The 12,786-nt window shown below is 70.0% G+C and carries 11 protein-coding genes and 1 tRNA gene; 7 read left to right on the top strand and 5 right to left on the bottom strand.

Annotated features, from left to right (window positions below; translation table 11 throughout):
* Positions 1-15 precede the first annotated feature (15 nt).
* Positions 16-1,011 carry a selenide, water dikinase SelD gene (gene selD, locus CGUA_RS04905; RefSeq protein ID WP_290197972.1) on the bottom strand — a complete coding sequence of 332 codons (996 nt, stop codon included), beginning with the start codon at positions 1,009-1,011 and terminating at the stop codon, positions 16-18.
* A 66-nt stretch (positions 1,012-1,077) separates the two neighbouring features.
* On the opposite strand from selD, the gene CGUA_RS04910 reads away from it, so the two are divergent.
* The 4 genes from CGUA_RS04910 (at position 1,078) to CGUA_RS04925 (ending at position 4,832) form a co-directional block, all read left to right on the top strand.
* Positions 1,078-1,172, top strand: a tRNA-Sec gene (locus CGUA_RS04910).
* A 19-nt stretch (positions 1,173-1,191) separates the two neighbouring features.
* Positions 1,192-2,490 carry an L-seryl-tRNA(Sec) selenium transferase gene (selA, locus tag CGUA_RS04915; RefSeq protein ID WP_290197973.1) on the top strand — a complete coding sequence of 433 codons (1,299 nt, stop codon included), beginning with the start codon at positions 1,192-1,194 and terminating at the stop codon, positions 2,488-2,490.
* Entirely contained in the window at positions 2,491-4,278 is a 1,788-nt protein-coding gene (selB, locus tag CGUA_RS04920) for a selenocysteine-specific translation elongation factor (RefSeq protein WP_290197974.1), read from the top strand.
* Positions 4,278-4,832 carry a mismatch-specific DNA-glycosylase gene (locus CGUA_RS04925; RefSeq protein ID WP_290197975.1) on the top strand — a complete coding sequence of 185 codons (555 nt, stop codon included), beginning with the start codon at positions 4,278-4,280 and terminating at the stop codon, positions 4,830-4,832. Before selB ends, CGUA_RS04925 begins: the two co-directional genes overlap by 1 nt.
* A gap of 85 nt (positions 4,833-4,917) precedes the next feature.
* Here the strand turns inward: CGUA_RS04925 and CGUA_RS04930 are convergent, their stop codons facing one another.
* Genes CGUA_RS04930 through lplB form a run of 3 tightly spaced genes read right to left on the bottom strand, consistent with a single transcriptional unit; the run spans position 4,918 to position 9,132 of the window.
* A complete protein-coding gene (locus CGUA_RS04930) occupies positions 4,918-5,739 on the bottom strand; it encodes a hypothetical protein (RefSeq protein WP_290197976.1) in 822 nt (273 codons plus the stop codon).
* Between the two features lie 4 nt (positions 5,740-5,743).
* Positions 5,744-8,086, bottom strand: a complete 2,343-nt coding sequence (locus tag CGUA_RS04935; protein WP_290197977.1) for an excinuclease ABC subunit UvrA — start codon at positions 8,084-8,086, stop codon at positions 5,744-5,746.
* On the bottom strand, positions 8,083-9,132 hold the full coding sequence (gene lplB / locus CGUA_RS04940) for a lipoate-protein ligase small subunit (protein WP_290197978.1): 1,050 nt from the start codon (positions 9,130-9,132) through the stop codon (positions 8,083-8,085). Before lplB ends, CGUA_RS04935 begins: the two co-directional genes overlap by 4 nt.
* A gap of 58 nt (positions 9,133-9,190) precedes the next feature.
* Between lplB and CGUA_RS04945 the strand changes: the two genes are divergently transcribed.
* From CGUA_RS04945 to zupT, 3 genes are read left to right on the top strand one after another with little or no spacing between them, the layout of a single operon-like run.
* Entirely contained in the window at positions 9,191-9,313 is a 123-nt protein-coding gene (locus CGUA_RS04945) for a hypothetical protein (protein WP_290197979.1), read from the top strand.
* A 3-nt stretch (positions 9,314-9,316) separates the two neighbouring features.
* Positions 9,317-10,693, top strand: coding sequence for a hemolysin family protein (locus CGUA_RS04950; protein ID WP_290197980.1), 1,377 nt, complete (start codon positions 9,317-9,319; stop codon positions 10,691-10,693).
* An 11-nt stretch (positions 10,694-10,704) separates the two neighbouring features.
* On the top strand, positions 10,705-11,511 hold the full coding sequence (gene zupT, locus CGUA_RS04955; RefSeq protein ID WP_290197981.1) for a zinc transporter ZupT: 807 nt from the start codon (positions 10,705-10,707) through the stop codon (positions 11,509-11,511).
* Between the two features lie 203 nt (positions 11,512-11,714).
* Here zupT and CGUA_RS04960 read toward each other — a convergent pair whose 3' ends face one another.
* Positions 11,715-12,755: a DUF808 domain-containing protein gene (locus CGUA_RS04960; RefSeq protein WP_290197982.1), complete on the bottom strand. Its 1,041-nt coding sequence runs from the start codon at positions 12,753-12,755 to the stop codon at positions 11,715-11,717.
* Positions 12,756-12,786 lie beyond the last annotated feature (31 nt).

Consider the following 12,786-nt stretch of genomic DNA (forward strand, 5'->3'; position numbering starts at 1 on the left):
AGGACGAAGCAGAACCTACTTCACGCTCACCTGACCGGGGTGGCCGGAGGTGGTGTGGCCGATGACGGGGTAGCCCGGGATTTCGCCGACGACGAGGAGTCCGCCGGAGGTCTGGGCGTCGGCGAGCAGGAGGAGCGTTTCCTCGGAGACGCCGTCGGCGAGGATGTGGGGGCGTACCCAGTCGAGGTTGCGTCGCGAACCGCCGGAGACGAAGCCTTCGGCGATGGAGTCGACGGCGGCCTGGAGCTTCGGCACGGCGGCGGCGTCGATCTCGGCGGAAATGCCGGAGGCGCGCATCATCTTGTACAGGTGGCCGAGCAGGCCGAAGCCGGTGACGTCGGTGGCGGCCGTGACCCCGGCGGCCAGCGCCTTCTCGGAGGCCTCTTTGTTGAGGGTCGTCATGAGTTCGACCGACTCGGGGAAGTCCTCACCGGTGGCCTTGTGCCGGTTGTTGGTGATGCCGACGCCGATCGGCTTAGTCAGGGTCAGGGGAAGTCCGGCCTCGGCGGCGTCGTTGCGCATGAGCTTGTCCGGGTTGGCGACGCCTGTGACGGCCATGCCGTAGGTCGGTTCGGGGGAGTCGATGGAGTGCCCGCCGGTGACGGAGATGCCGGCCTCGGTGGCGGCGTCGAGGCCGCCGCGCAGCACTTCGCGCATGAGCTCGGTCGGCAGCACGGAGCGCGGCCAGCCGAGGAGGTTGATCGCGGTGATGGGGGTGCCGCCCATGGCGTAGACGTCGCTCATGGCGTTGACCGCGGCGATCCTTCCCCAGGTGTAGGCGTCGTTGTGGACCGGGGTAAAGAAGTCCGCGGTGGAGATGACGGCGGTGTCGCCGTTGATGCGGATGGCGGCGGCGTCGTCGCCGTCGTCGAGCCCGACGATGACGTTCGGGTCGGTGTGGCCGATCAATCCCGCGACGGCCTCCTCCAGCTCACCCGGCGGAATCTTGCAGGCGCAGCCGCCGCCGGAGGCGTAGGAGGTCATCGTGAAGGTGAGCTTCGAGTTAGTCATACCAGCCACCATAGTCAGGCCCCGGTGATTGAAAACGGGGTCTGCCCATTTGCTACGGTGGTCGACGGAGGCGTACGTGTCCTGGTGGGCGCCCCGGTCTTCAAAACCGGTGAGGCCGAGTATCTCGGTCTGGCGGGTTCGATTCCCGTCCGCCTCCGCCATACTTTTCAAGGAGCCCTGATGAGTGCCGATCCCCGTCGCCGCATCCCGCGTACCGACGACCTGCTCGCGCTCGAGGAGGTGCAGGCCTCCCCACTGGCCGACGCCGCCGTCCGCGCCGCGATCGACGAGGCGCAGTCCGCCGCCCGCCGTCTGGAGATCGCCCCGGAGGAGGTCGCCCCCCGCGTCATCGCCGCCGTCAGCTCCGCCCGGCCCAGCTCACTGACCCCGGTCCTCAACGCGACCGGCGTCATCGTCCACACCAACATCGGCCGCGCGCCGCTCTCGCCCGCGGCCACGCAGGCGCTTGTCGACGCCGCCGGCTACGCCGACGTCGAAATGGACCTCGACTCCGGCCAGCGTTCCCCGCACCGCGGCCTGGGCGCGAAGAAGGCCCTGCTGGCCGCCTGCCCCGGCGCCGAGGACGCGCTGGTGGTCAACAACGGGGCCGCAGCCCTCCTGCTGGCGACGACCGCGCTGGCCGAGGGCGGGGAAGTGGTCATCTCCCGCGGCGAACTCATCGAGATCGGCGCGGGCTTCCGCCTACCCGAGCTCATCGAGTCCGCCCGCGTCGACCTGCACGAGATCGGCGCCACCAACCGCACCCACCCCGCGGACTACGAGCGCGCCCTGGCCCGCCCGAACGCGAAGGCCGTGCTCAAGGTCCACCCCTCGAATTTCCGCGTGGAGGGCTTCACGGCCTCGGTCTCCACGGAGCAATTGAGGCCGCTGGCGGATGAAACCGGCGCGGCGCTGATCGTCGACCTCGGCTCCGGCCTGCTCCACCACGATCCGGTGCTGCCGGACGAGCCGGACATCGCCGCGGAGATCGCCGCCGGCGCCGACGTCGTCATCGCCTCCGGTGACAAGCTGCTCGGTGGCCCGCAGGCCGGCATCCTGCTGGGCAGGGCCGAGACGATCCGGAAGCTGAAGAAGCATCCGCTGGCGCGGGCGGTGCGCGTCGACAAGCTGCGACTGGCCGCCCTGGAGGCGACGCTGACCTCCGCCGATGTGCCGGTGAGGGAGTATCTCCACGCCGACCCGGACGAGCTGAAGGCCCGTGCCACGGCCCTCGCCTCGGCGGTCGGGGGAGAGGTCGTCGCACACGACGGCCGCGTCGGCGGTGGCGGGGCACCCGGCTTCGAGCTGCCCGGCTGGGCCGTGCGCCTGCCGTCGACGCTCGCACGGCCGCTGCGTACCGGCACCCCGTCGGTGCTGGGGCGGGTCCACGACGGCGCCTGCCTCATCGATCTGCGCTGCGTCCCGCCCGCCGAGGACGCCACCCTCATCGCTGCCGTCCGCCGAGCCCAGGAGCCGTAGATGTACGTCGTCGCCACCGCCGGTCACGTCGACCACGGCAAGTCCACACTGGTCAAGCGCCTGACCGGGCTTGAACCCGACCGTTGGGACGAGGAGAAGGACCGCGGCCTGACCATCGACCTCGGCTTCGTCTGGACCCGGACGCCCGCGGACCGCGACGTCGCCTTCGTCGACGTGCCCGGCCACGAGAAGTTCCTCGGCAACATGCTCGCCGGCGTCGGACCGGCCCCGGTCGTCATGTTCGTCGTCGCCGCCGACGAAGGCTGGCAGGCCCAGTCCAACGACCACCGTGACGCCGTCGACGCCTTCGGCATCCGCCACGGATTCATCGTCTTGACCCGCGCCGACCGCGCCTCCGCGCAGCGCCGCGCCGAGGTCGAGGCCCAGGTCCGCCGTGAACTGGCCGGCACCACGCTTGCCGACGCCCCCGCAGTCACCGTCTCGGCCCACACCGGCGAAGGGATCGACGCCCTGCTCACCACCCTCGACTCGGTGCTGGAGGCCGCCCACAGCCCCGACGCTGAGGCGCGCGTGCGCATGTGGCTCGACCGCTCCTTCACCATTAAGGGCGCGGGCACGGTGGTCACCGGAACGCTGGCCGCCGGCACGGTCTCGGTGGGGGACACGCTCGCACTGTCCACCGTCGTGGGCCTCCGCGAGGTGCAGGTCCGCTCCATCCAGTCGGAGGAGTCCGCGCGCGAATCCATCGGCCCGGTCAACCGTGTGGCCTTGAACCTGCGTGGCGTCGCCGCCGACGAGGTCGGCCGTGGCGACGCGCTGCTCACCCCTGAAGCCTGGCCGGTGGCCAGAGCCGTCGACGCCCGCCGCACCTCCGGGGCGGACTTCGCGCAGGCGCCGCAGGAGGTCGCCCTGCACATCGGCTCCGCCCAGGTCCAGGCCCAGGTCCGCCCCCTCGGTCAGGAGCACGTGCGTCTGACCCTGGACCGTCCGTTGCCGCTGGCCGTCGGCGATCGGATGGTGCTGCGCAAGCCCGGCGACCGCCACGTCTACGCCGGCGTCGCCGTCCTGGACGTGGACCCTCCCGCGCTGACCCGCCGCGGCGCCGCGACGCGGCGGGCCGCCGCCCTGGCCGCACTGCCCCTGCACGGCGACCCCGTCCACGAGGTCACCCGCCGCGGCGCAATCCGGCGCGCGGACCTGGTCCGCTTCGGCCTCGACGTCCCCGAGACCCCGCCGACCGGCATCGTCGCCTTCCGCGGCTGGTGGATTCACGCTCCCCAGGTCATCTCCTGGCGCAACACCCTCACCGAGACCCTTGACAGGCACCTGGCCGACAATCCGCTCTCGCCCGGGCTCTCCCGCGGTGCCGCCCTGAGCGCGCTCACGTTGCCCGCCGAGGAGCTGCTGGCCCTGCCGGTCGCCGCCGCCAAGCTGGAACAGGCCGAGGGCCTCATCCGCCAGCCGGGGGCGAAGGTCGACCTCGGCGAGGCGGAGCCTGGCGTCGCGACGCTCGAGCGACGCCTGCGGGACGCGCCCTTCGCAGCCCCGGAAGCCGACGACCTCACCGCGCTCAAGCTGGGCGCCAAGCAGCTCGCCGCCGCCGAACGGGCCGGGCGCTTGCTGCGCCTGGCCGAGGGGATCGTCCTGCTTCCCGACGCCCCGCGCAAGGCCAGGACCATTCTGGCCGCCCTGCCACAGCCCTTCACCACCTCCGAGGCCCGCAAGGCCCTCGAGACCAGCCGGCGCGTGGCAATTCCGCTGCTCGAGCACATGGACGCCAAAGCCCTCACCCGCCGTGTCGACGGGGCGAACCGGCGGGTGATCTGATGCTCGAGGAGTTCTACGGCGCCACGGTCCCCGACATGATGCCGCCCGAGCTGCGGCTGCTCTTCGTCGGAATCAACCCCTCGCTCATGGCGGCCAAGACCGGCGTCCACTTCGCCCGGCGCGGCAATCGTTTCTGGCCGGCCCTGCACGCCGCTGGCATCACGGAGCGCGAGATCGCGCCCTATGAGGGCCTCTCACCGGAGGATTCCGCCCACCTCGACCAGCGGGGCGTCGGCATCACCAACATCGTCCCCGTCGCCACCGCCCGCGCCGACGAACTGACCCCGGAACAGATCACCGCGGGCATGGCCCGGCTGCGGGCGCTCGTCGACGCCCGGCGCCCCGTGGTCGTCGTCATCCTCGGCGTCACCGCCTGGCGACTGGGCACCGGCGACCGGAAGGCGACCATGGGCTGGCAGGACAGCCCCTTCCAGGACACCCGGGGTTTCGTGGCAGCCAACCCGTCCGGGCTCAACGCCCACTACCAGATCCCCGACCTGGCGCGGCAGTACGCGGAGGCGGCCGCGGCGGCGGGGCTGGAGCTGTACCGGTAAATCCTCCGCTGGCGTGCAATTACACGCCTGCCGGGACCCCTGTTTCCGTGTAATTACATGCTTTTGGCCGGTGCGGTGGGTGCAATTACACGTCTTCGATAACCGGCGGCCCGGTCAGCGGGCGGTGGCCCGCCGGGGCCTCGTCGAGTTCGGGGACGAGCATGACGTCGTGGTTCTCGGCCAGCTCGACGGCCACGAACGGTTCCGGGGCCGGGACGCGCAGCGGCGGCAGGGCGACGGAGTCGTGCACCTGCTCGGGTGCGGCGTCGATGACGACGGTGTCCGAGACGATGAAGGCCCGCGCCGCGATCGCCAGGGAAGGATTGTCGCGCAGCACCGCCAGCAGGGGCTCGTCGGCCTGGACCACGCCCAGCACCGTTTCCGCGGCGGCGGCGATGACGGACTCACCCAGCACGGTCAGGGTGGCCAGCACCTGGCAGGGTTGGGCGTCGGCAAGCGGGCCGAGTCCGTCGCCGGCGGAAGCGTCCACGAGGTAGGAGACCCCCTGGGGCAGCAGCACCGTGCCGGCGGGCAGGTTGTTGCGGGGCACGGCCAGCGCCGGGAGGGGCAGCCAGACCTCGAGCTCGAGCAGACCCCGCTCGCCCGCGTGGAGCACGCCGACGGTGGAGGAGACCAGCCCGGAGCGGGTGACCCGTTCCAGGTCCGGGTACTCGGCGCGAACCTCGGCGCCGAGCCGGCCGACGCCGCCGTGGGCGGAACGGACCGTCCAGCCCCCGGTGGCGGGGTGGGGCAGCAGCATGACGGGGATGGTCGCGCCCTCCTCGAGGTCGCCCACGGCCCCGGGGATCAGGCTCCACGCGGAGGCGGAGTCGAGGTCCTCGGCGAGGTAGACCCTCGATTCGCCGAGGCTGAACGGCGCGATCGGATACGGCTGCGGGTGGGGCATGGTCCTAGCCTGCCACGTCGCCGAGGTAGCGCGCCAGGTAGGTGCCGGTCAGGCCGTCGGTGCGCGCCAGGTCGGCGGGTGTGCCCTCGAACACGACGCGGCCGCCCTCGGAGCCGGCGCCCGGACCGAGGTCGATGACGTGGTCCGCGTGCGCGACGACGGCGAGGTTGTGCTCGATGACGATGACGGTGCGGCCCGAGTCGACGAGTCGGTCCAGCAGGCCGAGGATGACGTCGGCGTCGGCCAGATGAAGGCCGGTGGTGGGCTCGTCGAGGATCAGGACCTCCGCCTGGTCCGCCTTCGTCGTGCCCAGATGGGTGGCCAGTTTCAGGCGCTGGCGCTCGCCGCCGGACAGGGTGGTCAGCGGCTGGCCGAGGGTGAGGTAACCGAGGCCGACGTCGACGAGCCGCTGGCAGATGCGCCGGCCCGCGGGAATCCCGTTGTCCGCGCAGAACTGCACGGCGTCAGCGGCCGGCAGCTCCAACACCTGCGCGATGTCGAGGCCCCCGAAGGTGAACTCGAGCACGGCCTCGTCGAAGCGCCGGCCCTCGCAGACCTCGCACGGCGACTCCATGCCGGCCATGAAACCGAGGTCGACGTAAATCACTCCCGCGCCCCGGCAGTTGGGGCAGGCGCCCTCGGAGTTCGCGGAGAACAGCGAGGCGGTGACCCCGTTCGCCTTGGCGAAGGCCTTGCGGATCGGGTCGAGCGCGCCGGTGTAGGTGCCCGGGTTGGATCGCCGCGACCCGGAGATCGCGCCCTGGTCGACGAACAGGACCGCCCTGTCGGTCGCCCGGGACAGCCCGGCGATGAGCGAGGACTTGCCGGAGCCGGCCACCCCGGTGACCGCGGTGAGCACGCCCAGCGGGATGTCGACGTCGACGTCGCGCAGGTTGTTGCGGTTGGCGCCGCGGATCTCGATGGCGCCGACGGCCTCCCGCACCGTGTCCTTCACCGGCACCCGGTCGTTCAGGTGCCGGGCCGTGAGGGTGCCGGAATCCCTGAGGCCCGCCAGCGGTCCCGCGTAGGTCACCTGACCACCGGCGGCGCCGGCGCCCGGCCCGATGTCGATGACGTGATCGGCGATGGCGATGGTCTCGGGCTTGTGCTCGACGACGATGACGGTGTTGCCCGCGTCGCGGAGCTTGAGCAGGATGCGGTTGACGCGCTCGATGTCGGCCGGGTGCAGGCCGGCCGAGGGCTCGTCGACGATGAAGGTGACGTCCGTCAGCGGGGAACCGACGTGGCGGATGAGCTTGGCGCGCTGCGCCTCGCCGCCGGAGAGCGTGGCCGTCGGACGGTCGAGGGTGAGGTAACCCAGTCCGACGGCGACGAAGCTGTCGATGAGCGCCACGACAGCGTCGATGAGCGGCTGGGCGTTGGGGTGCTTCAGCCCGCGCAGCCACTCCTGCAGGTCGGCGACCTCCATCAGGCACAGGTCCGCGATGTTGGCGCCGTTGATCCGCGATTCCAGCGCATGCGGGGCCAGGCGGGCGCCGCCGCAGTCGGGGCAGGCGACGAAGGTGACGGCCCGATCGACGAACTCGCCGATGTGCTTCTGCATCGCCTCGCGGTCCTTGGTCAGCATCGACTTCTTCAGCCGCGGCACCAGACCCTCGTAGGTCATGTTGATGCCGGCGATCTTCATCCGGGTCGGTTCCTGATGGAAGAGCGCCTCACGTTCGGCGTCGGTGTAGTCGCGGAGCTTCTTGTCCGGGTCCAGGAGGCCGGACTCGGTGTACATGCGGTAGTTCCAGCCGCCGGTCTTGTACCCGGGGATGGTCATGGCCCCCTCGTTGAGGGAGAGGTCGGCGTCGACAAGCTCGTCGAGGTCGAAGTCGGAGACCCGCCCGGTGCCCTCGCACGTCGGGCACATGCCGCCGGTGCGGGAGTAGTGCTTGAGCACCTTGGTCTTGTTGCCCACCTTGAGCGCGCCGCCGCCGGAGACGCTGGGCACGTTGAAGGAGTACGCCCCGGGACCGCCGGCGGAGGGTTCCGCGATGCGTGAGTAGAGCACCCGCAGCATCGCGGTCGCGTCGGTGGCGGTGCCGACGGTCGAGCGGGGGTTGGCGCCCATCGGCTGCTGGTCGACGGTGATCGCCGCGGTCAGCCCGGCCAGCAGGTCGACGTCGGGGCGGGCGAGCGTGGGCATGAAGCCCTGGACGAAGGAGGAGTAGGTCTCGTTGATCAGGCGGCGCGACTCGGCGGCGACGGTGTCGAAGACCAGGGAGGACTTGCCGGAGCCGGAGACGCCGGTGACGACGGTGAGTGCGTGCTTGGGGATGTCGACGTCGACGCCCCAGAGGTTGTTGACCCGGGCGCCGCGGACGGTGATGTAGTCGGTCATGGGATTCTGTGCGTCCATTCGTGGGTCGCGAACTTTTCCTCGACGAGGGTGCGGGCGGCGTCGAGGTCGGCGTCGCTGAGCTCGCCGAGGTGGGCGGGGTAGCGGTCGGTGAAGGTGGTGATCATGGCGTCGATGACGTCCGCGCGGGCGGCGCCGGTCTGGCGGCGCAGCGGGTCCACGCGCTTCTTGGCGCTGCGCAGCCCCTTCGCGGCCAGCTTCACCTTGCCCACCCGCAGCACCTCGCCCATCTTGTCCGCGTCGATGTCGTAGCTCATCGTCACGTGGTGGAGCACGGCCCTGCCCATCCGCTTCTGCGCGGCGCCGCCGATCTTGCCGCCGTCGGAGGTGATGTCGTTGATGGGCACGTACCACGCGTTGACGCCCTGGGCCTTGAGCGCGTCGAGCACCCACCGGTCGAGGTACTCGTAGCTCGCCTCGTAGGACAGGCCCCTGACCAGAGACTCCGGTGCGTAGAGGGAGTAGGTGATGCAGTTGCCGCCCTCCATGAACATCGCGCCGCCGCCGGAAATCCTGCGCACGACGGTGACGCCGTGCTTCTCGACCCCGTCCGGCTGCAGTTCGTTGACGTAGGACTGGAAGGAGCCGATCACCGCCGCCGTGTCCTGCCACTCCCAGAACCGCAGCGTCGGCCCGCGCGAGCCGTCCGCGACCTGGCGGGTGAGCACCTCGTCGAGCGCCACGTTGACCGGCGTCGGCAGCACGGGGGAGTGGATGACCTCCCAGTCGTGGTCGGTGAAGTCGCTCGCGTCGGTGACGGCGCGGCGTACGGCGACGGCGACGTCGCGTGTCGAGAAGCCGTGGAGCTGGGCCCCTTCGAGCGCGCGCTCGAGCCGGGCCGTCAGGGCCTCCGTGTCCTCGCTTGCCGACGCCCCCACCAGCGCAGTCTGCAGCCGGTCGAAGGCCTCTTCCGGCTCGAGGAAGAAATCCCCGGAAATTTTGGTGGCGGTGAGCTGGTCGTCCTCGACTCTGACGTCGACGACGATCAACTTTCCGCCGGGGACCTTGACCTCAAAATGCTTGTCCATACCCCCGACGATAATGACGGCGGGGAACAAATCCCACGCCTGGACCGTTGGGCTGGGCATGAGTACTCCTGAGTTCGATTATTCCGGCCTGGTCACGCTCGGGGAGGGCGCCGGTGAGGTCTGCGGCCCCGACGGGTGCTGGCCCGCCGAGGGTGCCGACGACGCCGAGGGCGCTGAATAACAGGTGAGCATCTGGGTCAGCATCCTTCTCGTCCTGCTGTTCGTCATCATCGGCGGCGTCTTCGCCGCCACTGAGATGGCGCTGGTCAGTCTGCGGGAATCGCAGATCAAGAAGATGGAGCGGGGCACCACCCCCGCCCGCACCGTCGCGGGGCTGGCCCGGGACTCCGGCCTGTTCCTCTCCGCCGTCCAGATCGGCGTCACCTTCGCCGGCTTCTTCTCCTCGGCGTTCGGCGCCTCCACCATCGCCCCGCAGATCGCGCCGTGGTTCGAGGGACTCGGCATGAGCGGCAGCGCCGCCAGCATGACCGCCCTGGTCCTGATGACTCTCGTGGTGTCCTACTTCTCCCTGGTCCTCGGCGAGCTGGTGCCCAAGCGCATCGCCATGCAGAAGGCCGAGGGCTTCGCGCTGGTCGTCGGGCCGCCGCTCAACATCTTCGCCAAGCTGATGCGCCCGGTCATCTGGATCGTCAACTCCAGCTCCAACCTCATCCTGCGCCTGCTCGGCTTCGACCCCGACCTGCGCACCGAGCAGATGAGCACCGAGGAGGTCAAGGACATCGTCTCCTCCCACGAGGGCTTCGGCGCCAATGAGCGCAAGGTCCTCGAGGACGTCTTTGACTCCGGTGACCGGCTCGTCGGCGAGGTCATGCGCCACCGCTCGGACATGAAGGCCTTCGAATCCCACTCCACCGTCGACGAGGTGGTAGCCGAACTGCAGTCCCTGCCGTATTCGCGCTATCCGGTCTACGACGACTCCGTGGACGACGTCGTCGGATTTGTCCACGTCCGCGACGTCCTCGGAGCGGCGGCCGCCGACCGTCACGACGTCACCCTGGACGAGCTGAAGCGTCCGATCGCCCAGTTCCCCGGCTCGATCCGCCTGCCGCGGGCCCTGCAGCACATGCGCGCCAACGGTCACCACATCGCCATCGTCGTGGACGAATACGGCGGCACTGACGGCATGGTCACCCTCGAGGATCTGCTGGAGGAGCTGGTCGGCGAGATCTGGGACGAATACGACCGCGAGGAGCACAGCGCGGCGATGGCTCTCCACGAGTCCCGCTCCATGGACGCCGCCATGAACATCGAGGATTTCGCCGACGCCACCGGAATCCACCTGCCGGAAGGCCCCTACGAGACCGTGGCCGGCTGGATGCTGACCCAGCTGGGCCGTCTGGGCCGCAAAGACGACGTCATCCCCATCCCGGCCGAGCTGACCTCCGATCCCGAGGACGCCGTCAACCCGGAACACAGCTCCGACGTGCTCTACCAGCTTGAGATCGTCGAAGTCTCCGGCAACCGCATCGTGCTGGTGGAGCTGCGCAAGACCACGGTCGGCGCCAATCTGGAAACGGGCGGATCCACCCGCGCTGAGTAATATCTGATTCCATGTACGACGCCTCGTCAATCGCGCTGGCCTTCGGCCTGACGCTCCTGGCCGGGCTCTCCACCGGCATCGGCGGATTCCTCGGTGTGCTCAAGCACAAGCCCGGACCCGCCTTCATGGCCGGCTCTCTCGGGCTTTCCGCCGGGGTGATGGTCTACGTCTCTTTCGTCGAGATGCTGCCCACCGCCAACGACTTCCTCGGCCGGGCGCTGGGTTCGGTCGGGGCCGGCTGGGCCACCGCCGGCGCCTTCTTCGCCGGCATCGCCCTGATCGCCCTCATCGACCGCTTCGTGCCCGAGGAAATCAACCCCCACGAGCCAGCTACCCTCGAGGGTTCCGCCGGCGACGCCCGCCGCTCCCGGATCATGAAGGCCGGTCTCCTCACCGCCGGCGCGCTGGCCATCCACAACTTCCCTGAAGGCTTCGCGACGTTCATCGCCGCCCTCGAGGACCCCGCCATCGCCGTCCCCATCGTCGCCGCCATCGCCATCCACAACATCCCCGAGGGCATCGCCGTCGCGGTGCCCATCCGCGAGGCGACCGGCTCCCGGGCCAAGGGCTTCTGGCTGGCCACCCTCTCCGGAATTGCCGAGCCCTTGGGCGCGCTGATCGGCTTCCTGATCCTCATGCCCTTCATCGGGCCGGCCACGATGGGCGTGTCCTACGCGGTCGTTGCCGGCATCATGGTCTTCGTCTCCCTCGACGAACTCCTGCCCACGGCCCAGGCCACCGGCAAACACCACCACGCGGTGTACGGATTGGTGCTGGGCATGGCGGTCATGGCCGTGTCGCTGCTGCTGCTCACCTAGAACATCCCCCTGACGGAACGGGGCGTGCCGGCCGGAGGCCACGATGGCCGGGGCTGTGGGCGGGGCGATGGTTGCTCACGCACACGTGTGCGTGCTCCCTCAGACGACCGCCGCCCGCCAGAGCCGTTCACACGCGTGCGCACCCCGGAAAGAAACAAGACCCGGCCCCCGCGCAGACGGGGAACCGGGACGTGGGGATCTTCCTACGGCGTGTCCGCAGCCGCTGTCGAGCCGCCGGGTTCGCCGGTGCCCTTCGGGGCGGCGGGGTTGAGCTCTTCAAATTCCGCGCGCTCCCGGGCCAGGATGCGCTCGTCCTCGGCCTGTTCGGCGTCGCGGCCAAATTCCGTCGTCCACTGGAAGAACTGGACGACGGAGTAGACGACCATGCCCCAGGCCAGGCCGATGACCAGCGAGGCGCCGGTGTTGACGAGCCAGCCGAGGGCACCGCCGCCGACGGCGGTCTCCCAGCCGTGGATCAGCTCGTAGGGGGCGGACCAGAACAGCTCGTCGACGCCGACGATGATGATGTGGCCGCCGACCCAGAGCATCGCGAAAGTGCCGACGAAGGAGATGACGTTGAGGATGATCGGCATGGCCTTGACCAGCATGCGGCCGGTGCGGGGGATGCGGCCACGGCGGATCATTCCGAGACCGATGTCGTCGAGTTTGACCAGCAGGGCGACGGCGCCGTAGACACCGACGGTGATGAGGAGGGCGACCAGGATGAGGACGCCCAGGCGGAGCCAGAAGTCGAGCTGGATGACGCTGTTGAGCGAAATGACCATGATCTCGGCGGAGAGGATGAGGTCGGTGGTGATGGCGGAGCGCACCATCTTGTCCTCGGCTTCGGGGCCGGCCAGTTTGACGGGTTCATCGTGGGACTCATGGCCGGTGAAGACGGCCATGATCTTGTGGGCGCCTTCGTAACAGAGGTAGGTGCCGCCGAGCATGAGCAGCGGGGTCAGCGCCCACGGGGCGAGCCAGCTCAGCAGCATGATCACCGGCAGGATGATGGCGAGCTTGTTGATCAGCGAGCCCTTGGTGATGCGCCAGATCATCGGCAGTTCCCGCTTTGGGCTCGCGCCCCGGAGGAAGCCCGGGGTCACGGCGGTGTCGTCGATGACGACGCCGGCGGACTTGGCGGTGGTCTTGCCGGCGAGGGTGGCGACGTCGTCGACGCTGGCGGCGGCGGAGCGCGCGATCAGCGCCACATCGTCGAGGAGTGCGAGTAGGCCTCCGGCCATGATGATTGCTCCTTTTTCGGGTCTGCTTAGC

The sequence above is a fragment of the Corynebacterium guangdongense genome, from assembly GCF_030408915.1.
GTDB lineage: Bacteria > Actinomycetota > Actinomycetes > Mycobacteriales > Mycobacteriaceae > Corynebacterium > Corynebacterium guangdongense.

Bases quoted from the DNA above. Each gene is read 5' to 3' on its own strand.
- selD (WP_290197972.1), bottom strand. From the start codon at position 1,011: ATGACTAACTCGAAGCTCACCTTCACGATGACCTCCTACGCCTCCGGC.
- selA (WP_290197973.1), top strand. From the start codon at position 1,192: ATGAGTGCCGATCCCCGTCGCCGCATCCCGCGTACCGACGACCTGCTC.
- selB (WP_290197974.1), top strand. From the start codon at position 2,491: ATGTACGTCGTCGCCACCGCCGGTCACGTCGACCACGGCAAGTCCACA.
- CGUA_RS04925 (WP_290197975.1), top strand. From the start codon at position 4,278: ATGCTCGAGGAGTTCTACGGCGCCACGGTCCCCGACATGATGCCGCCC.
- CGUA_RS04930 (WP_290197976.1), bottom strand. From the start codon at position 5,739: ATGCCCCACCCGCAGCCGTATCCGATCGCGCCGTTCAGCCTCGGCGAA.
- CGUA_RS04935 (WP_290197977.1), bottom strand. From the start codon at position 8,086: ATGACCGACTACATCACCGTCCGCGGCGCCCGGGTCAACAACCTCTGG.
- lplB (WP_290197978.1), bottom strand. From the start codon at position 9,132: ATGGACAAGCATTTTGAGGTCAAGGTCCCCGGCGGAAAGTTGATCGTC.
- CGUA_RS04945 (WP_290197979.1), top strand. From the start codon at position 9,191: ATGAGTACTCCTGAGTTCGATTATTCCGGCCTGGTCACGCTCGGGGAG.
- zupT (WP_290197981.1), top strand. From the start codon at position 10,705: ATGTACGACGCCTCGTCAATCGCGCTGGCCTTCGGCCTGACGCTCCTG.
- CGUA_RS04960 (WP_290197982.1), bottom strand. From the start codon at position 12,755: ATGGCCGGAGGCCTACTCGCACTCCTCGACGATGTGGCGCTGATCGCG.